22 protein-coding genes and 3 pseudogenes are annotated in these 23,226 nt (G+C 59.2%); 10 read left to right on the forward strand and 15 right to left on the reverse strand.

Features of this window, described 5'->3' with window-relative positions:
- Positions 1-83 precede the first annotated feature (83 nt).
- The 5 genes from ACYZT8_RS18315 to ACYZT8_RS18335 form a co-directional block, all read right to left on the reverse strand.
- Positions 84-1,058, reverse strand: a complete 975-nt coding sequence (locus ACYZT8_RS18315) for a 5-oxoprolinase subunit C family protein (protein ID WP_461974821.1) — start codon at positions 1,056-1,058, stop codon at positions 84-86.
- Complete coding sequence (locus ACYZT8_RS18320; RefSeq protein ID WP_201188123.1) at positions 1,055-1,927, reverse strand: 5-oxoprolinase subunit B family protein; 873 nt, start codon at positions 1,925-1,927, stop codon at positions 1,055-1,057. The genes ACYZT8_RS18315 and ACYZT8_RS18320 overlap by 4 nt, the downstream gene beginning before the upstream one ends.
- The gene (locus ACYZT8_RS18325) at positions 1,924-3,297 is read right to left on the reverse strand and encodes an acetyl-CoA carboxylase biotin carboxylase subunit (RefSeq protein WP_461974824.1); all 1,374 of its coding nucleotides are present in this window, start codon (positions 3,295-3,297) and stop codon (positions 1,924-1,926) included. Before ACYZT8_RS18325 ends, ACYZT8_RS18320 begins: the two co-directional genes overlap by 4 nt.
- 10 nt (positions 3,298-3,307) lie before the next feature.
- On the reverse strand, positions 3,308-3,553 hold the full coding sequence (locus ACYZT8_RS18330; RefSeq protein WP_095079351.1) for an acetyl-CoA carboxylase: 246 nt from the start codon (positions 3,551-3,553) through the stop codon (positions 3,308-3,310).
- A 94-nt stretch (positions 3,554-3,647) separates the two neighbouring features.
- Entirely contained in the window at positions 3,648-4,406 is a 759-nt protein-coding gene (locus ACYZT8_RS18335) for a 5-oxoprolinase subunit PxpA (protein WP_461974826.1), read from the reverse strand.
- Positions 4,407-4,531: 125 nt separating this feature from the next.
- Here ACYZT8_RS18335 and ACYZT8_RS18340 point away from each other — a divergent pair, with 125 nt between their 5' ends.
- Positions 4,532-5,449, forward strand: a complete 918-nt coding sequence (locus ACYZT8_RS18340; protein ID WP_461974828.1) for a LysR family transcriptional regulator — start codon at positions 4,532-4,534, stop codon at positions 5,447-5,449.
- Between the two features lie 78 nt (positions 5,450-5,527).
- Positions 5,528-5,716, forward strand: a pseudogene (locus ACYZT8_RS18345) (hypothetical protein); the annotation flags it as partial.
- A 114-nt stretch (positions 5,717-5,830) separates the two neighbouring features.
- On the opposite strand, the gene ACYZT8_RS18350 reads toward ACYZT8_RS18345, so the two are convergent.
- The 3 genes from ACYZT8_RS18350 to ACYZT8_RS18360 all read right to left on the reverse strand — a co-directional run bounded on the left by ACYZT8_RS18350 (position 5,831) and on the right by ACYZT8_RS18360 (position 9,150).
- A complete protein-coding gene (locus ACYZT8_RS18350) occupies positions 5,831-6,361 on the reverse strand; it encodes a glyoxalase superfamily protein (protein WP_461974829.1) in 531 nt (176 codons plus the stop codon).
- Positions 6,362-6,814: 453 nt separating this feature from the next.
- Positions 6,815-7,654 carry a nitrilase family protein gene (locus ACYZT8_RS18355; protein ID WP_461974831.1) on the reverse strand — a complete coding sequence of 280 codons (840 nt, stop codon included), beginning with the start codon at positions 7,652-7,654 and terminating at the stop codon, positions 6,815-6,817.
- Positions 7,651-9,150 (reverse strand): purine-cytosine permease family protein, encoded by a 1,500-nt coding sequence (locus tag ACYZT8_RS18360; RefSeq protein WP_461974833.1) that lies wholly within the window; start codon positions 9,148-9,150, stop codon positions 7,651-7,653. The genes ACYZT8_RS18355 and ACYZT8_RS18360 overlap by 4 nt, the downstream gene beginning before the upstream one ends.
- A gap of 148 nt (positions 9,151-9,298) precedes the next feature.
- On the opposite strand from ACYZT8_RS18360, the gene ACYZT8_RS18365 reads away from it, so the two are divergent.
- Positions 9,299-10,198: a LysR family transcriptional regulator gene (locus ACYZT8_RS18365; RefSeq protein WP_461974835.1), complete on the forward strand. Its 900-nt coding sequence runs from the start codon at positions 9,299-9,301 to the stop codon at positions 10,196-10,198.
- Here ACYZT8_RS18365 and ACYZT8_RS18370 read toward each other — a convergent pair.
- Positions 10,195-10,725: a cysteine hydrolase family protein gene (locus ACYZT8_RS18370; protein ID WP_461974836.1), complete on the reverse strand. Its 531-nt coding sequence runs from the start codon at positions 10,723-10,725 to the stop codon at positions 10,195-10,197. The genes ACYZT8_RS18365 and ACYZT8_RS18370 overlap by 4 nt on opposite strands.
- A 970-nt stretch (positions 10,726-11,695) precedes the next feature.
- On the opposite strand from ACYZT8_RS18370, the pseudogene ACYZT8_RS18375 reads away from it, so the two are divergent.
- Positions 11,696-14,368: pseudogene (locus ACYZT8_RS18375) on the forward strand (beta strand repeat-containing protein); the annotation flags it as partial.
- A 160-nt stretch (positions 14,369-14,528) separates the two neighbouring features.
- Here ACYZT8_RS18375 and ggt read toward each other — a convergent pair.
- The gene (gene ggt / locus ACYZT8_RS18380; RefSeq protein ID WP_461974838.1) at positions 14,529-16,256 is read right to left on the reverse strand and encodes a gamma-glutamyltransferase; all 1,728 of its coding nucleotides are present in this window, start codon (positions 16,254-16,256) and stop codon (positions 14,529-14,531) included.
- 150 nt (positions 16,257-16,406) lie between these two features.
- Between ggt and ACYZT8_RS18385 the strand changes: the two genes are divergently transcribed.
- Positions 16,407-16,922 (forward strand): methylated-DNA--[protein]-cysteine S-methyltransferase, encoded by a 516-nt coding sequence (locus ACYZT8_RS18385; protein WP_461974840.1) that lies wholly within the window; start codon positions 16,407-16,409, stop codon positions 16,920-16,922.
- Between the two features lie 66 nt (positions 16,923-16,988).
- Here ACYZT8_RS18385 and ACYZT8_RS18390 read toward each other — a convergent pair whose 3' ends face one another.
- The 4 genes and pseudogenes from ACYZT8_RS18390 to ACYZT8_RS18405 all read right to left on the reverse strand — a co-directional run bounded on the left by ACYZT8_RS18390 (position 16,989) and on the right by ACYZT8_RS18405 (position 20,056).
- Complete coding sequence (locus ACYZT8_RS18390; protein WP_461974842.1) at positions 16,989-17,576, reverse strand: NUDIX domain-containing protein; 588 nt, start codon at positions 17,574-17,576, stop codon at positions 16,989-16,991.
- 143 nt (positions 17,577-17,719) lie between these two features.
- A pseudogene (locus tag ACYZT8_RS18395) lies at positions 17,720-18,721 on the reverse strand (chitinase); the annotation flags it as partial.
- Between the two features lie 39 nt (positions 18,722-18,760).
- Complete coding sequence (locus ACYZT8_RS18400) at positions 18,761-19,396, reverse strand: lytic polysaccharide monooxygenase auxiliary activity family 9 protein (protein ID WP_461974844.1); 636 nt, start codon at positions 19,394-19,396, stop codon at positions 18,761-18,763.
- A 222-nt stretch (positions 19,397-19,618) separates the two neighbouring features.
- Positions 19,619-20,056 carry a hemerythrin domain-containing protein gene (locus ACYZT8_RS18405; protein ID WP_461974846.1) on the reverse strand — a complete coding sequence of 146 codons (438 nt, stop codon included), beginning with the start codon at positions 20,054-20,056 and terminating at the stop codon, positions 19,619-19,621.
- A gap of 152 nt (positions 20,057-20,208) precedes the next feature.
- On the opposite strand from ACYZT8_RS18405, the gene ACYZT8_RS18410 reads away from it, so the two are divergent.
- A complete protein-coding gene (locus ACYZT8_RS18410; protein WP_461974848.1) occupies positions 20,209-20,640 on the forward strand; it encodes a GNAT family N-acetyltransferase in 432 nt (143 codons plus the stop codon).
- 146 nt (positions 20,641-20,786) lie between these two features.
- Here the strand turns inward: ACYZT8_RS18410 and ACYZT8_RS18415 are convergent, their stop codons facing one another.
- A complete protein-coding gene (locus tag ACYZT8_RS18415; RefSeq protein WP_461954758.1) occupies positions 20,787-21,137 on the reverse strand; it encodes a hypothetical protein in 351 nt (116 codons plus the stop codon).
- A gap of 148 nt (positions 21,138-21,285) precedes the next feature.
- Here ACYZT8_RS18415 and ACYZT8_RS18420 point away from each other — a divergent pair, with 148 nt between their 5' ends.
- The 4 genes from ACYZT8_RS18420 (at position 21,286) to tusD (ending at position 23,225) form a co-directional block, all read left to right on the forward strand.
- On the forward strand, positions 21,286-21,531 hold the full coding sequence (locus ACYZT8_RS18420) for a hypothetical protein (RefSeq protein WP_169374052.1): 246 nt from the start codon (positions 21,286-21,288) through the stop codon (positions 21,529-21,531).
- 21 nt (positions 21,532-21,552) lie between these two features.
- Positions 21,553-21,882 carry a DUF6388 family protein gene (locus ACYZT8_RS18425; RefSeq protein ID WP_461974850.1) on the forward strand — a complete coding sequence of 110 codons (330 nt, stop codon included), beginning with the start codon at positions 21,553-21,555 and terminating at the stop codon, positions 21,880-21,882.
- Between the two features lie 35 nt (positions 21,883-21,917).
- Entirely contained in the window at positions 21,918-22,622 is a 705-nt protein-coding gene (locus tag ACYZT8_RS18430) for a YoaK family protein (protein ID WP_461954760.1), read from the forward strand.
- 210 nt (positions 22,623-22,832) lie between these two features.
- Positions 22,833-23,225 (forward strand): sulfurtransferase complex subunit TusD, encoded by a 393-nt coding sequence (gene tusD / locus ACYZT8_RS18435; RefSeq protein WP_461974852.1) that lies wholly within the window; start codon positions 22,833-22,835, stop codon positions 23,223-23,225.
- Position 23,226: the final 1 nt, after the last annotated feature.

Genomic DNA, 23,226 nt, shown 5'->3' on the forward strand with positions numbered 1-23,226 from the left:
TTGAAGCGCGGGCAGCCGTCACCGCACCGAAGTGCGGCGCTGGCGTACCGTTTGGCATGGCCCGCGCTAGACGGCGGGCAGAATCAGGAAGGGAACAGCTTGCTCAGGCAGCTGAGTTTTTTCTTATAGGAACGTCGCGCTTCCAGCGCCTCTTCGAGGGTTACCGCGACAAAGCGGGCCTTCTGGTTGGGTTGCATCTGGCCGATCAAATCGAGGTCGGCGCTGATCACCGTGCCAATCATCGCGTAGCCGCCACCGGACACCGCATCACGGTGCAGCACGATGGGTTCGAGCCCGGCGGGTACTTGGATCGAGCCGATCGGGTAGCAACTGTCGACGATGTTCGACGGATCGGAACCGGCGCCGAACGGCTGCTCCCGGGGCTGAAAGCTCAGCGCGCTGCCGCCCTTGAAGCGATAGCCGATGCGGTCGGCTTCCGAACCGACCGTCCACGGCTCGGCGAAAAAGCTCTTCGCCGCCGATTCGGTCAAGCGGTGGTAGTACAAACCGGGCACCACCCGCAGGGTGATTTCGCCACCCAATGATTGCCGTAACGCCATGGGCAAACTGGCCCCGGCGCGGCTCTTGCCACTGGCGATGCCCACCGGCAATTCGTCGCCTGCAATCAGGCGTCGCCCCTGAAAAACGCCGAGCGCGCCCAGCGCATAGGTGGAGCGACTGCCGAGCACCACCGGCACATCAATGCCGCCGGCCACCGCCACATAAGCGCGGGCACCAGCCTTGGGAAAGTCAAAGCGCAGCACTTGCCCGGCCTTCACGGTGAACGCGGTGTCGTGGTGCATTTCCACACCATCGACCCGTGGCGTCATGTGCGCGCCGCTGACCGCCACCAATGCATCCTGCTGAAACTCCAACTCAGGCCCGAGCAGCGTGCATTCCAGCGCCGCCAAACCTGCCGGGTTGCCGACCAATTGATTGGCCGCGCTCAAGGCGTATTGATCAAGCGCGCCGGACGGAGGAATGCCCAAGTGGTAATACCCTTCACGGCCCAGGTCTTGTACCGTAGTGGCGAGGCCGGGTTTGAGGACCTTGATCATGCCAACACCTCCTGCAACGACTTGGGATAGCCAACGGGATCGGCAAGGAACGCGTCCAGCGAAAACTCCACCGGCCGAATCCGCAGATCAAAGCAACCGGCTTCCACTTCGGCCACCGCGTGGTCGTAGGCTTCACGGTCCATCGGTTTGAACTGCACGATGTCGCCTGGACGGAAAAACACCATGTGTTCTTTCAGGTACGCGAGGTTCTGTTGCGGGTCGTAGATCGGCGCGGGCGTGACGCCAAACATCTGATAGCCGCCGGCGCCGCGCACTGAGTAAATGCAACCAAAGCAACCGCCGTGACCAAGGGTCAATTTCGGTGTGTCGGTGCGCGGGCGCAGGTACTTGGGCACCTGCAACTGACGCTCGCGCTCGACCATCTGGAACATGAATGGCAACCCGGCAACGAAGCCGACCATCGAGACAAACCACGGCGCGCCACTGTGGGCCGCGATGAATGCATCGACGTCGGCCAGGCCGTTGATTCGTGCGGCGTATTCCAGGTCCGTGGCGCTCGGGTCTTGATGGCGGTCGCGAAAACGCATCAGGGTTTCGTGGGTCCAGGGGTCGTTGTAGAGCACGGGAATTTCGATGATCCGCGTGTGCAACGTGCGCTCGGCGACGGCCCCGGCCTCGGCGATTTTTACCGCTTCGAGCAAGGTGTGAGGGGCAATGCGATCCGGGTCGAAACGAATCTGGAATGACGCGTTGGCCAGGCAGATATCGAGCACGCCATCCAGCGCCAGCCGTTCCACGGCGCGGGTGACGGCCAGGCCTTTGAAGAACGCGTCCAGGGACATGCTGTCGCTGACTTCGGCAAACAAATGCTCATCGGCGCCAAAGCTGTACCGGATGGGAGTACTCATGCTTCACCTCCGCTACGGCGCTCGGCCAGCCAGGTTTCCAGGGTGCCGGTGTGAAAGTTGGCGCTGTGTAGCCACGGTTGTTTCAGCAATTCACCGTGCAACGCCAAGGTGTTGGCCATGCCGGTGAGCGTGGTGTGCGCCACCGCCATTCGCGCTCGGGCCAGGGCTTCGGCGCGATCCGCACCGTGAACAATCAGTTTGGCCAGCAGCGAGTCATAGTACGGCGGCACGCGGTAGCCTTGATACAGATGCGTATCGACGCGAATGCCCTCGCCATTCGGCCAGATCAGTTCCTCGACCAGGCCTGGACTCGGGAAGAAATCCCGCGCCGGGTCTTCAGCGTTCAGGCGCATCTGCAGGGCGGCGCCGTTGAGTCGGATGTCGCTTTGCTTGAAGCCCAGCGGCTCGCCACCAGCGATGCGCAACATGGCCTGGACCAGGTCGATGCCCGTGATCAGTTCGCTGACCGGGTGCTCCACCTGAATCCGCGTGTTCATCTCGATAAAGAAGAACTCACCGGTAGCATCGTCATACAGATATTCCAGAGTGCCGGCGCCCTTGTAGCCCAGAGATTCGGTCAGGCGCACGGCGCTGGCGCACAGCGTATCCCGTTGCTGCTGGCTGAGGACTGGCGACGGCGCTTCTTCGAAGATTTTCTGCCGGCGCCGTTGCAGCGAACACTCGCGCTCAAACAAATGCACGGCGTGCTGACCGTCGCCCAGCACCTGCACTTCAATATGCCGGGCCCGGCTGATAAACCGCTCCAGGTACACTGCGCCATTGCCAAACGCCGCTTGGGCTTCGCGCTGGGAACGGGGGAATTCTTCGCTCAGTTGCTCGGCGTTTTCCGCCAGCCGAATACCGCGCCCGCCGCCACCGGCTGAAGCTTTGATCAGCAGCGGGAAGCCAACGGATTCGGCAGCCTTGAGCGCCGATTCAACGTCAAACAGTTCACCCGGCGAACCCGGCACCACCGGCACGCCAGCGGCTTGCGCCGTGCGACGCGCCTCGGCCTTATCGCCCATGCGCCGGATCGTCTCCGCGCTCGGGCCGACGAAAATGGCGCCGGCAGCCACCACTGCTTCGGCGAAATCGGCGTTCTCCGACAGAAAGCCGTAACCGGGATGCACTGCGTTGGCGCCCGTGGCTTTCAAGGCGCCGAGCAAGGCCTCGACGTTCAGGTAACTTTTGTCGGCACGGGCCGGGCCGAGAATGTGCACCTCATCGGCCATGCGCGCAGCCTGGGAATCGACGTCCGCCTCGCTGCACGCGGCAACGGTGGGAATGCCCAGTTCCTTGGCAGCGCGGATAATCCGCACGGCGATCTCGCCACGGTTGGCGATCAGCAATTTATGAATGGCGTGGGTCATGATCGCGCCCTCACTCGTCGTCGAGTGTTGCGACGACTTGACCCGGCTCCACCGGATCACCGTCTTCTACCAAAAAGGCACTGAGGCGACCGGCCGTCCCGGCGGTCAGTTCGGAGAACTGCTTCATGACCTCGATAAGGCCAATCACCGTATCGGCGCTGACCTGCGCGCCAACCTCGACGAAGTTCGCCGATTCCGGGGTAGCTTTGCGGTAGAAGGTCCCCGGCAACGGGGTGATTACAGTGTGTTCGGCCATGTCTGTTCCTCTTGGAATAGTTGTAGAAAGGCAGGCAAAAGGTGAATCGGTGGGCATACCCTGGCGTCTGTGTGCCAGGTGTTTTCGTTCAGTCTCAGCGCGGTGCTCGGACCTCTATGCCCGCGCCATCAAGTGCATGACGCGTGGCTTCGACCAACGCCAAGGCACCCGGCGTGTCGCTGTGCAAACAGATGGAATCGAATTCAATCGCCAGGTCTTCGCCCTCGACGGTGCGCACCACGCCTTGTTGGCAAGCACGCAGCACTCGCTCGGCGACGTGGCCCGGGTCGTAAGCCCGCACGTTGCGGGTGAAGACGATGGAGCCGCTGAGGTCGTATTCGCGGTCGGCGTAGAACTCGCGGATCACCGGTTGGCCGAGTTCCGTGGCAACCCGCCAGATCACCGAATCGGGCATGCAATACAGCAGCAACTCCGGTTCCAGACGTTGGAGGCTCTCCACCAGCAAACGCGCGGCCTCTTCGTCTCGGGCCAGGTGCATGTAGAGCGCGCCGTGGGGTTTGATGTGTTGCAGGGCCACGCCTTGAACCCGGGCGAGTTCACGCAAGGCGCCCAACTGATAGAGCATGTCGTCGACCAGTTCCTGGGCCGGCGCATTGATGTGCCGACGACCAAAACCAACCAGGTCGCGAAACCCCGGATGCGCGCCGATGGCCACGCCCAGGCACTTGGCCTGCTCAACGGTGCGACGCATGGTGCTGGGGTCGCCGGCATGAAAACCGGTGGCGATGTTGGCCGAGCTGATAAAGCCCATCAGCTCATTGTCGACGCCATCGCCGATGGTCCAGGGGCCAAAGCCTTCGCCCATGTCCGAGTTGAAATCTACTGCCTGCATGACGCTTGCTCCCGACGCTTGTGACTTCATGCAGGTCAAGTTAAATTCCTGTTAACCCCTTGGGAAGATCTATTATCAGATAGGGCATCTTCTGAAAAACAGATACCTCGTTACCCGGAGTGCTCATGTCCCTGACCCTGCGCCAAGTCCGTTATTTCGTCGCCACCGCAGAGATCGGGCAAATCTCTCAAGCCGCGATTCATCTGAATATTTCCCAGTCAGCGGTGACCACGGCGATCAAGGAACTGGAAGGCATCCTCGGCACGCTGTTGTTCCAGCGCTCGGCCCAGGGCATGAGCCTGACCGACGCCGGGCGGCACTTTTTGAATCGGGCCTACGTGATTTTGCGCAGCGTCGATGATGCGTTGAACAGCCCGTTGCCGGACATCCGCGCCAGTGGCGTGTTGCACTTGGCGGCGAGCTACACGGTGATCGGTTATTTCCTGCCGCACCATTTGCAGCGCCTGGAACACTGGCATCCGGACGTGGCCATTGAAGTCCATGAACAGGAACGGCAATCGATTGAACAAGGCTTGTTGGAAGGTCGTTTTGATATGGCCGTGGTGCTCACCGCCAACCTCACGCACCCGGACATCGTTTCAGAGATTCTCTTCAACTCCGAACGGCGATTATGGCTGCCCAGCCACCATCCGTTGCGCGAACGCTCGGCGGTCAGCCTCGCCGACGTCGCGAAAGAACCCTACATCCTGCTGACCGTCGACGAAGCCGAACAAAGCGCCATGCGCTACTGGGAACATGCGAATCAGCAGCCAAACGTGCGATTGCGTACCAGTTCGGTCGAAGCGGTGCGCAGCATGGTCGCCAATGGCAGCGGCGTGGCAATCCTCTCGGACTTGGTGCACCGCCCCTGGTCACTGGAAGGAAAACGCATCGAAACCCTGACAGTCACCGACAAAGTGACGCCGATGAGTGTCGGACTGGCGTGGCATCGCGAGCGCGAATTCAGCCCGGCGATGCAGGCGTTTCGTAACTATTTCCACGATGCATTTTTGGCGCCGCAACAGCTGTCTGCGCGACGCTGAAAACAGCGAAAACCATGCACTCCTTTTGTTGATTTACGATGAGAGCTTTGGGCCATTTCGGGTCTGTTGTGACGGGAAGGCCTTGACCCAACCATGTACGGTACTCACACGCCACGGAGAACCAAGGCATCGCTGATCTATCGAAGTACAAAGAACTTAAGAGCAGTCCAACTCTTGCTGGGTCATACAAAGCTCGAAAGCACTGTCAGGTACTTGGGCATCGAGGTTGATGATGCTCTGGAAATGGCAGAGCAAACAGAAGTCTGACCATTCACTGCGACGGTCTAGGCCAGACCGTTGGTATCCGACCCATAGCAGCCGGTTGTGACAGGTCTCAAACGACCCAATGCGGACTGGGTCTCCCCAGCCCGCAAACCAGGATCAGCTTTGGCAGAACCGGATTCGATTGCCGAATGGGTCATAGACTTCAAGAACTTTGCCCCAGTCCTGCTGAACAATAGCCGGGCGTCCATTTCCGTAGCGTTTGCCCTGTAACTCGTCCCGCAGCAGTTCGATATTTTGCATCGGAACAAATATCGTCGATCCCGGGCTCGCATCGCCATGATGTTCAGAAAGATGGAGCTGCAAACCGTTTCGGTTTATCCCCAGATACAGCGGTAGATCAGCTTCGAACCGATGCTCGAATTCGACGCTAAAACCTAGAAAATCAAGATAGAACTCACGCGCCTTGGTTTCGTCAAACATCCGCAAAATCGGGATTGCTTTGTCGAATGTAATCGCGGGTTGGGTATCTTCCAGGGGAAGCATGGCTGACGCTGTGTTCCAGTCCTTGTAGCCCAGCTGGTGCGCTACCGTTTCTAGAGCCGTGGAGTGAGTCACTGCTTGATTGCGCGACTCTAGCGAGGCACGCAGCCTCTTGGCCATCTGCTTGGCTTGTTCGATTGAAAACATCGTTCCTCCTGTAGCCGAGGCATTCTGGTGCTCGCGTTGCCAAACCTCGACTCTCAAGAGATGCGACAGGATTTGGGAAGAGAAGAAATGCTTTCACCTATCCTTTCGGAAGCGAGCGGCAGGCAGCATCAGCCCGCCCTGATGATACACAGCAGCTCCCGCCAGCGAAAGTTCTCCCGGTTGCATGTCTCCGGCGCGAATTATCAGTCCGCTTTTGGCCGTTTCCTGCCCTTCGCAACAGGTAAAAATCGACCAATTGCGGTCGCTCAACAGGCTAACCCTCGCTTAAGGACTAGCCGAGTGATATACCGCTGTTGGGTCTGATGCATGGTAAAAACAGGCAGTCTCATGATGCGATTCTCAATTTATTCCCGCCATGTTTGCAGACATGGATTTGTCTTGCCCCTTTCCCACCACGGCATCTAGTAACCGAAACAGGAGCGGACTACCGCTTCACTCCTCGACACATCCATACAACCCCTGCCGCCGATCCCGGTGCAAATCATTACGCGCACTAATCCGCTTGTTCCGTGCCTCGGCGAGGTTAAGTGTCGCCAACAAAATCTGCTCGCCTCCCTGCTCCGCCGGCCCGACCAACGGGTAACCATCGGCATCGACGATCACCGAACCTTGCACCCAACCAACCCCGCGTTCATGCCCATGCCGGTCACACGCGGCAATGAACATCCGGTTGACCGACGCATTGGCCTGAACGCGCACCACTTCCGCCGGACGTTCGGTAGGTGGCCGTGGTCCATCGGGCCAGTTGACCGGCGCGCAAAGAAGGTCAGCGCCGGCCAGTGCCGGGAGTCGCACCCACTCCGGGAATTCCAGGTCATAGCAAATCAGCATGCCGATCCGTCCATGAGCCGTTTCGACCACCGGCGGCGCGTCGTTACCGGCGCTGAAGATTTCGCTTTCAGCATCCCAGAGGTGAGCTTTGCGGTACACGGCACGCAGGCCTTGGGCATCAATCATTGCCGCACTGTTGGCCAGCTCATCGTCCTCCAGCCGTTCGCAAAAGCCGCCGACCACGACGAGGTTCAGCTCGCGGGCGAGTGCCGCCCACAGGTTCAAGGTCGGTCCTTCAACTGTTTCTGACAAGGACAATGCTTCGCTGCGGTCGTTGAACACATAGCCGCTCTGCACCAATTCGGGCAGCACCACCACTTGAGCACCCTGCAACGCCGCTGAGCGTATCGCACGCTCAGTCAACGTCCGGTTGTAAGCAAGATCGCCTATTTTCGGTGCCACCTGGCAGCAGGCGACCACAGTATTTTTCACGCTGTTCAACGCCCCTCCTCCGCAGGCTGATGAGCCATGGAAACTATGTCGCTTTCAGAGATCGAGTCGATGATCCGGCGTTCGTATTCAAGGTCGATCGAACGGCTAAGGAGGTAATACGTAAGACCTGAAACCACCAGGCCCACCAGCCAGGCGATGTCCACGCCTTCGAGCATGCGCGCCAGCGGCCCGACGAACACCTCTTTACCGGCGGCGGCATCGAAGATGTAGAAGAACGGCACCATCGCGGCAAAACCGATCAGGTACGAAACGATTCCGCGAAATTGCCAGGCGCCATAAATGCCCTTCGGCGTGAAGAAGTGCGGGATGGCGTAGCGGCCTTTGCGCACGAAGAAGTAGTCGACCAGATTGACGGCGGTCCAGGGCACGAGGAAGTACAACAGCAGCACGAGGAAGGTGTTCAACAGGGCGATGCCATCGCCTTTGATCGACAGTACGCAGGTCAACAGGATGAGGCTGATCGCGGTGATGGACATCACTCGGGCGCGGGGTGTCGGCGTGATCTTTTTGATCGAGTCGACGCCCGTCAACAACGTCAGCATGGCGCTGTAGGTATTGAGCGCGATGATCGGCAGAAAGCCCGCCACCGAGACGGTGACCAGCACATTGCCCAGGCCCGGAATCATCGACGATCCGACCTGGTTCAGCGCCACCAGCGCGTCCGCCGCTTTCAACTGCTGCGCGAGCCAGGCGCCGAGGCCGATCATCCAGCTGCCCGACAACGATGCGCCGATGAACACGGCGGCAATCAGTTTCGGCCGGCTGGTGTTTTTCGGCAGGTACCGGGAATAGTCGGAGACATACGGCGCATAGGAGATGTTATAGCTCGCGCCGATGGCAAACAGCGTGGCGAACGCAACCCAACTGAAGCCCAGATCGGTCGCCGGTGTGACGCCTTCCTGGCCTGCACCGAACATCAGTGCAATGGTGACCAGCGCATACAACGGCAAGGTTGCCAACAACGCCCACTTGAAGGCTTTGTGCATCAGGTCGTGACCGTAGATCGACAGCAACGCGCCGATCAGCACCACGGCAATCGCGACGATGGTCGGGTCGATGCCGAAGACATGCTCCAGGCCGTTCATGATCAGCGAGATGTTCACCACGTTGAAGCCGACGAACACAAACATGGTCGCCATCAACGCCAGGATCACGCCGCGATAGCCGAACTGGGCACGGGACTGGATCATTTGCGGAAGGCCCATTTCCGGACCTTGCGAGCCGTGGAAGGCCATGAAAATGGTGCCGAACATGATCCCGAGCGCACCGGCCACCATCGTCCACAGCGCCGACAATCCGAGGCTCGGGCCGACAAAACCGATGGAGATGGTGAAGAAGTGGAAGTTGCCCAAAAACCAGAAAGGCCCCTGGCTGCTGAGCTTGGCGTGACGTTCGTTTTGCGGAATGTAATCGATCGAGTGGCCTTCGATGGCCAACCCGCCACTCGCCTCGATGGCGTGCGCAGAATGAGGAGACCCTGACATACGATTGTTCCTATGCAGTTGATTGTTGTTTTTATGGGCAAAGCGCCGGTTTCATTGCAATGTAGGGCCTGGGTCAGGGCTGTAAAATATCGCAGGCACACTGTTTACATAGATCGGCGTCTATGTGAGTGAACATTGAGGGACACCCATGCTGGGCACTGTATCGGAGCTGGATCTGCGCTTGATCCGGGTATTTCTGACCGTCGTTGAGGCGGGCGGCATCTCGGCCGCGCAAACCGCGCTCAACACCACGCAGCCCACCATCAGTGCGCAATTGGCGACGCTGGAAGCGCGGGTGGGATTTCGCCTGTGCGAGCGAGGGCGCGGTGGATTTTCGGTGACGCCCAAGGGCGGCCAGTTTGTCGAGGCGGCGCGCCGATTGCTGGCGGCGGCAGAAGGCTTCCGGGTTGAAGTCCAGCACATCAATCGCAAGGTGTCCGGCAATATCAACATCGGGCTGCTCGGTCAGATCGACCCCGTTGCCAACAAGAAAATCGCCCTGGCCATCGCGCGTTTGCGATCCCGCCATGAAGGCCTGTATTTCCACTTCACGGAACTGTCGTCGTCATTGTTGGAAGAGAAAATCATCAATAGCCATATCGATCTGGCGATCGGTTACTTCTGGCACCGCTTGCCCAACATCGATTACTTCCCCTTGTTCCAGGAAACCCAGATCGCCTACTGCGCCCCTGCTCATCCGCTGTTTGAGCAAGTGGGCGAGCTGACCCGGGAGGACGTCAGCGATTTCGATTGGGTCTGGCCCAGCCACCCCTTGCCGGAAATGCCCGCGCCCACCTCGATCGAACGCCTGAGCGTGCTCACCGACAGCATGGACGGTGCCGCGTTGCTCATTCTGTCGGGCCAGCATCTGGGCTTTCTGCCGCAGCACTATGCGGCGAAGCATGAACAACTGGGGCAGTTGCATCCGCTGAATCCCGAGCTGCTGCGTTATGAGGTCGGTTTTCATGCGGCGGTTCGGCATTCGGCGCGTCAGCGTGATTTGGTGAGCGCGTTCCTGAATGAGCTGATCGATATTTTCGCTGCTTAAACGCGTATTTCGCTGGTCGGGATGACATCGATCCGGGCCACCGAACCGGACAGGCGCTCCAAGTCCTTATTGTGTTCTGCGATGATGTCATCGGCACGCATGTTGCCGTTGTCGACAGTTGAATGGGCGTCGGCAGCGAGCACTACGTCGTAACCCAACGAGTGTGCCTGGCGAACAGTAGCGTTAACGCAATAGTCGGTTTGTAGACCGCATATGATCAGGCGATCAACGTCGCGCTTTTGCAGCAGTTGGCGCAGATCGGTCTGATAGAAAGAGTCCGGTGTGGTTTTGCGTATGCGCAGGTCCTGGAGTGATGTCTCCAGCCCGTCCGCCAGTTGCCAGCCTTTGGAATCGTGCTTGAGCAGGTCACCCTCCTCGTGCTGGATGAAGATGACTGGAGTTTCAGCATCGCGAGCCTTGGCACTGAGAGCGTTGATGTTCTCGATGACGCGTTTGATCTCAAAGCATTCGTACTCGCCAGCGCACAAGGCGTGCTGGACGTCGATGATCAGCAGTGCAGTGGTCATGGGCTCAGGCCTTAAAGTAGTCCTTCAGATTAAGGGGTACGCCACCTGCTCCCTGGGGCCGAGCGAAGAGTGCGTACCGTCGATAATGCCGCAAAACACCCACGATGGAATAGCTTGAAATCGTTGCTTATCAGCGAATTTGTCCAGTCGGGCAAGGCCCGCCCCAACGCCGCTACGCTGAATTGAAAATTCATTAAAGCACATCAACTATGACGACATTATTTGATCTATTGTAACGAGCAACATTAAACACTCCCGAACAACAATAAGTGTGGCCAGACCTGACCCATTGCTTTAGGGTGAATCTTCGATATCGAGAAGTTTCGCCAGGGACTGCGACCTGTTTAATGACAGGACTGCGGCTTTGCCGCTGGCTCTTAATGGATTTCAGCCAGTGACGTGTAAGTAATACCGGATCGTTCTTTTGGAATGTTATGGGCGCTTACAATCCTGATTCCCGCTGATGCCGTTACATCCATTGAGAACACATGATATGAGTGACAATAAAGTCCTTGTCTTGCGCACTTGCGCCAACGACATGTCGGACCATGCCGGCCAGGTCTGGCCGGAGGCTGGCCTGATGGTGTGCAAGCACTGGAAGCCCAGCAGAAAACTCGAGAACGGCCTGGTCGGTTTATTGTGGGGAGAAGGCTCCTCTACGCAACTGAGTTTGCGAGCCGACGCCAGATGGATCGTGTGCGAAGTTAATATTGAGCACATTATAAAACTTGAAGAAAGCGGCATGATCAAGTTCCCGGAAGCGGAAGTTGTTCACACCGGCACGCAAGAAAGTTCGATCCATTACATTGCAGCGCACATCGAAAACTATCCAGCATCGAACATTACTTCAATCGACACTGCACTTGAATCACCCAACAAAACTTCCAGCCGCGAATTCGAAAGTCGGCGAACACAGGGTTACAGTCCTCCTGGCATCGGCGCTAAAACCGACGCCTCGCAAACATTCGAAACGGCTGTTTACGGCAGTACGCTCACCGGAGGGCATCAAAGTTATCTGCTGGCGGGTTACGGCAGTACGGAAACGGCCGGCGGCCAGAGCTCATTGATTGCCGGCTACGGCAGCACCTTGACGGCCGCCGACAGCAGCTCACTGACCGCCGGTTATGGCAGCACGGAAATGGCCGGCGATGAAAGTTCGCTGATCGCCGGGTATGGCAGCACGCAAACTGCCGGACAGAAAAGCACGTTGACCGCCGATTACGGCAGCACCCAGACCGCTCAGGACGGCAGCACGCTCATTGCGGGTTACGGCAGTACCGAAACGGCGGGAAATGACAGCTCGCTGACTGCCGGCTATGGCAGTACGCAAACCGCCCAGGATGGCAGCGCCCTTACCGCTGGCTACGGCAGCACCGAAACTGCTGGATCAGAAAGCGCCTTGATTGCCGGTTACGGCAGCACGCAAACGGCGGGACAGGACAGCACGTTGACGGCGGGTTATGGCACCACCCAAACCGCCCAGGACAGCAGCGCCCTCACCGCCGGCTATGGCAGCACCGGCACGGCGGGACCGGAAAGTTCCTTGATCGCCGGTTACGGCAGCACCCAAACTGCTGGCCATGAGAGCACTTTGACCGCTGGCTATGGCAGTACCCAAACAGCGCAGGAGAATAGCTCACTCACGGCGGGTTACGGCAGCACCGCAACGGCCGGTTCGGACAGTACGTTGATTGCCGGTTACGGCAGTACGCAGACAGCCGGCCATGAAAGCACCCTAACCGCCGGGTATGGCACCACCCAGACCGCGCAGGAGAGCAGCTCTCTCACGGCAGGCTATGGCAGCACCGCAACGGCCGGGCACGACAGTTCGCTGATCGCCGGTTATGGCAGCACGCAGACAGCCGGTTATGAGAGCACTTTAACTGCCGGCTATGGCAGCACTCAGACCGCCCAAGAGAGCAGCTCTCTGACGGCAGGCTACGGCAGCACCGGAACCGCCGGATACGCCAGTTCCCTGATCGCCGGTTACGGCACGACCCAGACTGCCGGCTATGAAAGCAGCCTGACGGCGGGATATGGCAGCACCCTCACCGCCCAGGAAAGCAGCTCCCTCACCGCTGGCTACGGCAGTACCGAAACTGCCGGTGGCGACAGCTCGTTGATTGCCGGATACGGCAGCACTCAGACCGCCGGTTATGACAGCAGTCTGACCGCGGGCTATGGCAGCACCCTCACCGCGCAGGACGGCAGTTCCCTCACGGCGGGTTACGGCACCACGGAAACCGCCGGGCATGAGAGTTCTCTGATCGCCGGCTACGGCAGTACCCAGACGGCGGGATATGAAAGCCACCTGACCGCCGGTTATGGCAGCACGCAAACTGCGCGGGAAAGCAGTGTCCTGACCGCAGGTTATGGCAGTACCGCTACAGCGGGCGGCGATAGCTCGTTGATCGCCGGCTACGGCAGCACGCAAACCGCCGGCCACGACAGCACGCTGACGGCAGGTTACGGCAGCACCCTCACCGCCCGGGAAAATAGCTCACTGACCGCGGGCTACGGCAGCACCCAAACGGCCGGATACAAAAGCACCCTGACCGCTGGCTATGGCAGTACCCAGACGGCTCGGGAAAGCAGTGTCCTTACCGCCGGCTACGGCAGTACCGAAACCGCCGGCAGCAACAGTTCGCTGATCGCTGGCTACGGCAGCACGCAAACAGCAGGCTACGAGAGCACGCTGACGGCAGGTTATGGCAGCACACTCACCGCTCAGGAAAACAGCTCCCTCACCGCCGGCTACGGCAGTACCGAAACCGCCGGCTACGAAAGTTCGCTGATCGCCGGTTACGGCAGCACGCAAACCGCCGGTTACGACAGTACGTTGACGGCGGGTTACGGCAGCACCCTCACCGCTCAGGAAAACAGCACCCTGACGGCCGGCTATGGCAGCACCGAGACCGCGGGGCAGGACAGTTCGTTGATCGCTGGCTACGGCAGCAGCCTGACCAGCGGCATCCGCAGCTTTCTCACGGCCGGATACGGCAGCACGCTGATCAGTGGATTGCGCAGTGTCTTGACCGCTGGTTACGGCAGCAGCCTCACCTCCGGCATGCACAGCACGTTGACCGCCGGATACGGCAGCAACCAGATCGCCAGCCATCAAAGCTCACTGATCGCCGGCCCTGACAGTACGCAAATTGCCGGGCACAAAAGCATGTTGATCGCTGGCAAGGACAGTTCACAGACCGCCGGTTATCGCAGCACACTCATCGCGGGCGCGGGCAGCATCCAGACTGCTGGCGACCGCAGTAAGTTGATCGCCGGTAAAGACAGCACCCAAATCGCCGGCGATCGCAGCAAACTGCTGGCGGGCAGCAACAGCCACCTCACGGCGGGTGATCGCAGCAAGCTGACGGCAGGTGACGACTGCACGTTGATGGGCGGCGATAAAAGCGTTTTGACGGCGGGCAAGAACAGCATCCTGGTGGGCGGCGCTAGCAGCAAGCTCATTGGCAGCCTGGGTTCGACGCTGACCGGAGGCGAAAATGCGACGCTGATTTTCCGTTGCTGGAACGGCAAGCGCTACAAGAATGTCGTGGCGCATACCGGCAAGGATGGCGTGGAAGCGCATGTGCCGTATCAGGTTGATGAGGCGGATAACATCGTCACCAAGCCTGACGAATGACCCTCAATCGTTGTAGCAGCTGTCGAGCAGCGCGAGGCTGCGTTCGGTGAGCGAAGTTCCACGACGGCTTCGCCGCCGAACGCAGCCTCGCGTTGCTCGGCAGCTGCTACAGGTCGGTAGGGCCACCCTCGCAGATTGAGGGTGGCCATGGTGTTACAACTCAGTAACCAAGCGACAACCCGGTATTCCTGCGCGGGTCATTGGCCCCGTAGAAGCGGTTCTTGCCCACCGGTTTGCCTTCCAGTGAAGGCGCGCCCACCAGAATCGCCGCCACATGGTTGGCATCCTGCGGCCCGGCAAACTTGTGCCCCCAGCTTTCGAGCATCTTCACCGTGTCCGGACTGGTGGTGAAGGTCTCCAGGTTGGTTTCTTCCGGCAGCCATTGCTGGTGGAAACGCGGTGCATCGACCGCCTCCTGGATGTTCATGCCGTAGTCGATCACGTTGAGGATGGTCAGCAAGGTCGCGGTGATGATGCGACTGCCGCCGGGGGTGCCGACGACCATGACCACTTTGCCGTCCTTGGTGACGATGGTCGGGCTCATGGACGACAGCGGTGCCTTGCCGGGAGCGATGGCGTTGGCTTCGCCTTGCACCAGGCCGTACATGTTGGGCACGCCGATTTTCGAGGTGAAGTCGTCCATTTCATCGTTGAGGATGACCCCGGTTTTGCTGGCCATGACCCCGGCACCGAACCAGTCGTTGAGGGTGTAGGTCACCGACACCGCGTTGCCCCATTTGTCGACGATGGAGTAATGCGTGGTGTTGCTGCCTTCATGGGGCGCTACGCCGGGCTTGAGTTCACTGGATACAGCGGCCTTTTTCGGATCAATCGCGGCGCGGATTTTAGTCGCGTAGTTTTTGTCCAGCAGGTGGGCGATCGGGTTTTTCACGAAGTCCGGGTCGCCGAGGTAGCTGTTGCGGTCCACATAGGCGTGGCGCATCGCCTCGATCTGGTAATGCATGCCTTGAGCCGAACGGTAGCCCAGGTCTTTCATCGGGTAGCCGTCGAGGATGTTCATGATCTCGCAGATCACCACGCCACCGGAGCTTGGCGGTGGTGCCGACACCACGTGATAACCCCGGTAGTCGCACTCGATCGGCGCCAGTTCACGGGTCTTGTATTTGTCGAGGTCGGCCTGGGTAATGATGCCCTTGTTGGCCTGGCTGGAGGTGACGATGGCGTCGGCCACCCAGCCTTTGTAGAAACCGTCTTCGCCCTTCTCGGAAATTTCCCGCAGGGTTTTCGCCAGATCCTTCTGCACCAGTTTTTGCCCGACCTGCATCGGTTCGCCGTTGCTCAGGAAGATCGAGCCGGAATCCTTGATGTCCTTCTTGAACACGTCGGTGGCGTACTCCAGCAGTTCGACATCGCCCTGCTCCAGCACAAAACCGTCTTCGGCGAGTTTGATGGCCGGGGCGATGACTTCCTTGCGGGGCTTGGTGCCGTATTTCTTCAGGGCCAGTTCCATGCCGGACACCGTACCGGGCACACCAACGGCCAGGTGGCCACGGGTGCTCAGGTCCGGCACCACATTGCCCTCTTTGTCGAGGTACATGTTGGCGGTGGCGGCAAGGGGGGCTTTTTCGCGGAAATCGAGGAAGGTCTTGCGTCCGTCCGCCAGCTGAACGGTCATGAAACCACCGCCACCCAGGTTACCCGCAGCGGGATAGACCACCGCCAGCGCATAACCCACCGCGACAGCGGCATCGACGGCGTTGCCACCGTTCTTGAGCACATCGACGCCCACATGGGAGGCCAGATGCTGGGCCGTGACGACCATGCCGTTTTCGGCCGCGACCGGGGCTACGGAGGCCGCGTAGGCACTGAGGCAGCTGAGCGCCAACGAGGTCGCAATCAGCGATTTGGCAAAAGGTTCGAACTTCATGAGTCGGTCTCTTTTTGTTTTTAGGCTCTGTTTAAAAACGGAGAAAGCGTTTCAATAGCAGTAGGCAGTATGGCTGGGATTGCGTATTGCGCCTCCTCGTCGAGGCAGTATGCTTGGCCTCTGTTCAGCCCTTCTGCGGAGTTCGCCGGCATGACCTACACCTTCACCACCATGGCGTCTCCGGTCGGCGAGCTGAAGCTGGTCGCGAAAGATTCAAGACTGGCGGCCATCCTCTGGGAAAACGACAAACCGAACCGGGTTCGGCTTGGCCCGATGAGCGAAGCACCGGATAACCCGATCCTCATACGCGCCGCTCAGCAGCTGCAGGAATACTTTGCCGGCACGCGAAATCACTTCGAGCTGGAACTGGATTTTGCCGGGACGGACTTTCAGAAGAAGGTGTGGCAGGCGCTGCTGACCATTCCTTTTGGCGAAACGCGCAGTTACAGCGAGATTGCCGAGCAGATTGGCAATCCGAGCGCCGTCCGGGCGGTGGGCGCGGCGAATGGCAAGAACCCGATCTCGATTATTGCGCCGTGCCACCGGGTGATCGGGGCGTCCGGGAAACTCACCGGGTTTGCCGGCGGGCTTGAGGCGAAGGAACGGTTGCTGACTCTGGAGGGTTGCGAGTGGTCAGGGGCCTTCAGAACGGGCGATCTATTCTGACTGACCAAAACACCTGTAGCAGCTGTCGAGCACCGCGAGGCAGCTGCTACAGGGGGTAGGTGTCGTTCAGATGAAGATATTTTTCATCGCCGCATACTGCAGCAGCATGATGGTCTTCGCATCGCAGATCTCCCCGCGATAAAACGCCTCGAGCGCCTCGTCGAATGTCCACTCCAGCACTTCCAGTTCTTCGGTCTCTTCTTCCAGCCCACCGCCCTCGCTGACTTTCGACGCGGCGTCATATTCTGCGATGAAGAAATGCAGTTTTTCGGTGACCGAGCCCGGGCTCATGTAGGCCTCGAACACCTTTTGCACGTGGTGAACGCGATAACCAGTTTCTTCTTCCGCTTCGGCGCGAATGCGTTCTTCAGGTGCCGCACCTTCGAGCAGCCCCGCCGCCACTTCGATCAGCAAACCATCGTGGCCATTGACGAACACCGGTAGCCGAAACTGACGCGTCAGCACCACGGTTCTTTTCTCGCGGTTGAACAGCAGAATCGCGACGCCATTGCCACGGTCGTACACCTCGCGGGTCTGGCGCTGCCAGTCGCCGTTATTACGCTGATAGTCGAAGGTGATTTTCTTCAGCAGGTACCAGTCGTGGGACAACACCTGGGACTCAATGATGTTGACCCGTTCGGCTGTGTTCGCCATCACAACGCATCCTTTTTTCGTCAGAAGATCCCCATGGTAGGCGAAAACGAAAAAGCCCGGCATCTCTGCCGGGCTTCTTTTTACTGCAGGCTGGCGACGTCAGGCATCGCGCTGCTTTCTTCGTGGAAAGAGAGCTGCTTGCCATTGATCAACGGCCCGTAACGACGGCTGAACTCCCAGTTGTAAGGCACATGGTCTTTGTTGACTCCATTGTCCCAGTTCACCGACCAGGTCATCAGGCCCTTGATCGAAAGCCCCTTGGCGTCGAGACGCTTGAAGGCATTCACCACTGCCGCAGGGTTGATCACGTAACCGGTGGCCGCCGCGTCGACGTTGGCGGGCAGGCCGATCACGAACTTGTCCGCAGGAATTTTGGTGAACCCACGAGCTCCGCTCACCAGACTTTCGGTCAGGTAAAAGAGGAAGTCCTCTTTCAGCGCGTCGTTGTTCTGGGCAATCCACGCGCCGTTACCGTTATTGGTTTCCTGCACCCAGATTCCGTCACCGCCCTGGTTGTAATACTGCGGCGCGATGAAGTCGTAATAACCTTCCAGGGCCTGGAGGTAGCCGACGTATTTGCCGCCAGTGGTCAGGTACGGAAACTCCGGCGCCATGCTGATGATGAAGTGTTTGCCTTCACCGGCGTAATGGTCTTTGACCCGTTTCAGTGCGGCAGGCAGGACAGTTTTGTTGTCGGCGAAATCAATCGCACTCTGTTCAAGATCGATGTCCAGCCCATCGAAGCCGTAGGTTTCCACCAGACGGATGATTTCATTGGCCAGTGGCAGTTCGTTGCCTTTGTGCAACTCGATGTGCGCATCGGCGCCACCGAGGGAAATCAGCACCGCCCTGCCCTGGCTGTTCAGCACGCCGACCTGACGACGGAACTCAGCATCAGACAGGTTGTACGGCTTGAAGGTCGGGATACCGTTGCCCTTCATGAAGGCCACGGCCACCACGTTGTAATCCTTGGGCACATCCTGCAGCGCAATGTTGCCGAACTGGCCGCGCTGGTAACCGTCGCTCGGCCCGGCGGGCCAGTTGTGCCAGAAGCCCATGAGGATCTTTTTGCCGGCAATGCTCGGCATCAATGACGCCGCGTCGGCGAGTGGCGATTTCAGTAACGTAAAGTCGAAAGTTGACATGTTCTATTCCTTGAACGTGTGGAGTTTGATACCGCTGGCCTATTTGAAGTCCACGTCGAACGCTTGGTAAAAGGCGTTGCCGGTGTTGGCCACGATCCACATCAGCACAATCACGTGATGGCCTTTTTTGTTACCCGGCAATTTCACTTCGTGGTTGACCTTGGCCTTCATCTCGGCGGAATGGCTGTAGTACGGGACCTGGGTATAGAAGTCGTCGAAGAACGATTTCGGCTCCAGTTGCGCACGGCTGATGCGCTGTTTCGGGTTCCAGCCATCCTTGGTGATGAACCAGCTGTAGCCACGGGTAACGTGAGGGGCGGTGTATTCCCAGGTGACCTTGAAGGTCTGGCCCGGATCGACATTCAACAAAGGCCAGGTGAATGGGCGGCCGAGTTTGAGGCTCATTTCTTCGTTGGTGAAGTTGATGCAGTCACGGGCATCAGACTTGCCACCGCTGAGGATCAAGCCGTCGGCGGGTGGCGCGACACTGTCGCTGTCGGTTTGGTAAGGCGCCGGAAATGGCCCGGCCGTCAACGACGGGAAATTCTTGCCGCCTTCCATTTCGTTGACTTGCCAGTTACCCAGCAGCCCCTGTTCTACGGCCACCGCACCGCGGCTGGAAGGGAATGTGACACGACCGTGTCGAAGTTGAGGTTGAGTCTGTGGTTGGTTCATTTTTATCACTCCGTTGATTTAAGAACTCTCCTTCCTGAGGAGAGGCCTTCAACCTAACGGAGCTGTTTTTTTTGTCCATCGACCCATTATTGGCCCGGATGAGTCCGCCGTGGCAGACCACCCGAAAATACTGGATATAAAACCAGTACTCCAATCCAAGTCCTACGTCCCGTGTAGCAAATGGATTACAGCGCAAGGCAGCAATTGGGGACTTCGTGCGGCCTAGGAAAGCTGCGCCCTGTATTCCTTCTCGTACTGGCCGGCCAGGGACTCTTTCTGCTTGTCGTCGAGCAGTTTGCCGGCCATCTGGAAGAACTTCTGCTCTTCCTCTTCCAAGTGGTGATGGACCTTCTCGGAAAGCTTCTTGGCGGTCGCCAGCCAGGCCGGGCTGGACATTTCCGTCTCATCCAGCTCTTCCATCATTTCGTCCATTTCGTGATGCTCGGAGATGGCATGGCGGCTGAGGTCGACGCCGTTGTCGAACTCCATCAGCGGAATGTAGAAATGGCGCTCTTCGGCGGTTTCGTGGGCCTGGAGTTCGGACTTCAGCTGCTTGTAAGCCTCGACCCTTTCCGGGGTGTCGCCGCTGGTCTTGATGAGCGCTTTGGCATAGGTGCGTTGACGGTCGTGACTTTCACGCAGGGCTTCAAAAATATTCACGGGTGATCCTCATTGGCCGCGTTCTGGAATGACGCTGTTTAGGCTAGACATCCGGGCGCGAGCGAGGGTTCCACTCAAGAGACTGGAACAACCGCCGGGACACACGGTAGGCTTGCGGATGTTGCCCCCTCATGGCCATAAGGATTGAGCTGATGGAACTGCGAATCGAACAGTCGCAAAACCCCACCGAAGACGAAGAGCAGGCAATTCTGCTGCCGTTGCGCGCCTATAACGCCTCAAAGGCCGGCGTCTCGAAGCAGGAGCCCATTGCCCTGCTGATCCGCGACGAACACGACGAGATTCTCGGCGGTCTGCATGGTCGGGTTTTTTACAGGTGGTTGTACATCGAGTTGCTGTCGGTGCCGGAACAGGGCCGAGGGCAGGGCTTGGGCACCCAGCTGATGCGAATGGCCGAAGAGCTGGCACGGGAGAAGGAATGCGTCGGGATATGGCTCGACACCTTCGACTTCCAGGCGCCGGAGTTCTACAAGAAGCTGGGCTACAGCGAGGTAGGCCAGATTGTCGACTATCCGCCGGGGCATAAGCGCTTCTTCTTCCAGAAGCGCCTGATCAACGACGTGTAACCCGCTCATATGATCCACACCCTTCAACTGTGGGAGCTAGCCTGCTGGCGATAGCGTTGGGTCAGTCGACATCTCTGTTGAATAACAAACCGCTATCGCCAGCAGGCTAGCTCCCACAGTTGGACGGTGTGGGTCAACGCCTCAATTCAGAGGCAGGTTGCCAGCGCCGCCAGACGGCGCTTGGCCACAAAGTCGTCCTGCTGCGCGTAGTAACTCAACACCGTGCCTGACGCATCGGTGGTCACGTCCACGAAGGACTCCGCCGAACGCGTGTAAACGGTGGACCCGCTCTTCTCTCCAGGCTGCAGATACGCGCCGGCATCAACACCGAACACCGCCTCGTCCTGCCAGGAAAACTGCACGCACTGGGCGACGACTTTTTCCGGTTTGTCCGATTTCAGGGTTTTGTAAGGGGCTTTGGTGCGGGCATCGTTCATCACCGAGCCGGCGCATCCCGCCAGCAACGTCACGGCCAGCGCCACCATCAGAATTCGCATTGTGTTCGCTCATCAAGAAAAAGCGGACTGTATCACCGTGGCACAGCGTATCGTTCTGCTTTACTTCATTTATACCGCGACACCGAGTGACGATTCGCGCACCCTGTCGCGCCATTAACGTCGCATCGCCCATTTTTCTGGAAAGGTCATGACCCCCAACGCCGAATATTACAAACCGACCGCCGAATACGCTGACAAGCTGATCAGCCAGATCGGTCAGACACCGTCCTGGATCGCCAAGCGAATTGGCGTCACCGACAAACGTATCCGTTACATCCTCGACGGCGAACGCACCGTCAAAGGCGAAACCACGCCGATCCAGATGACCTATCCCGAGCAGTTTGCGCTCGAGTGTCTGGCGGCTGCGGCCAAGGCCAAGAAGCAGTCTTCGTAACCCCAGCCTCAAGGAGCGACCATGGCGGCAACCGAACAGCAACACGAGCAGGCACTGAAGAAGTTTCTCGATGAGCGCCCCGAGCTGCGCGTCGAACTCGACAACCTCAACCCGCTGTTGGCTCAGGCCAAGGGCGAAACTGCGGCGCAGTACCGCGACGAGCGCTTGCATGAGGCCTTCGAAGCCGAAGCCGAGCGCCTGGGTTTGTTTGCCTGGGAGCTCACGCTGCAACTGACCGCCGCAACGCCTGAAGACTACGAGACTCAGCGCCTGGAAGTGCACAAGGAAGTGGCCGAGATGGCTGGTATGGACTGGCTGGAGTATTGCGAGTTATATGGATTGAGCAAGTGACCACGACGGTCGCTGCCTGAGGACGACTTCCGCCGATGTTGCCATCCCTCTCAACTTCTCGCGCCAGTCCGGGCCATCTGCATATCCAGAAATGGCGCGGGCGCATCGGCATGGCACTGGTGGCCGCGCTCTCGGTACTCGCCGGCATGACCGATGCCATTGGCTTCATGGCCAGTGGCGATTTTGTCTCCTTCATGAGCGGCAACACCACCCGCCTCGCCGTGGCCATCAGCGACGGCGATCTCGGCCTGACCTTGCGTCTGTTGATTCTCGTGGCGACCTTCATCGTCGGCAACGCCCTGGGCATTGTCGTCAGCCGCCTCGGTGGCCGCCGGGCGCTGCCCTTGCTGCTGTGCATCGCGATGTTGCTCTGCGGCGCCGCGGCCTGGCCTTATGACGAACAATTGCCGGCGCTGCTGGCTGCCATCATCGCCATGGGCATGCTCAATGCCGCGGTAGAAGAAGTGAACGGCCTGCCGGTCGGCCTCACTTACGTTACCGGCGCCCTGTCGCGCTTCGGCCGCGGCCTGGGGCGATGGATGCTCGGTGAGCGGCGCAACGGCTGGCGTGTTCAGTTGATTCCCTGGACGGGCATGTTTGCCGGTGCCGTGCTTGGCGCGGTGCTGGAACATCACCTTGGGCTCAAGGCATTGTTTGTCAGCGGGTTGCTGGCGGGGGTGATCGGGTTGCTGTCGCTGAAGATTCCGCGGCGGTGGCAGTTGGGGTATATGCCTCGTTGATTGTATTGATTGTTCGGGCCTCATCGCGGGCAAGCCCGCTCCCACAGGGATCTGTGTAATGCCTGGGATTGCAGTTTCACCACAAAACCTGTGGGAGCGGCGGTGCGACGATTCGACTTGCCCGCGATGGGGCCCGCACAGACAACATCGATTTAGCCGCACCCGCGATAAAGCTTTATCATGCCCACAGTTTTGCTGATCGAGTCCGTCATGAAGTTCGCCATCGCGCTGTTTTCCGCCGCCCATGCGCCCTCCTCGCGCCGTGCCTTGCTGTTTGCCCAGGCTGCGCTGGCCGGCGGGCATGAGATTGTCCGGCTGTTTTTCTATCAGGACGGCGTCTACAACGCCTCTGACAGCGTGGTCACCCCGCAGGATGAGCTGGACCTGCCCAAGCAATGGCGCGCGTTTGTTAGCGAGCATCAATTGGACGCCGTGGTGTGTATCGCCGCCGCCCTGCGCCGTGGCGTGTTGAACGAAGAGGAAGCCGGGCGCTATCAGCGTGACGCCGCTTCCGTGAGCGCGCCGTGGGAATTGTCCGGCCTCGGCCAGTTGCATGACGCGGTGCAGGACGCTGACCGCCTGATCTGTTTCGGAGGCGCGTGAG

The organism is Pseudomonas sp. LB3P93 (assembly GCF_054898025.1).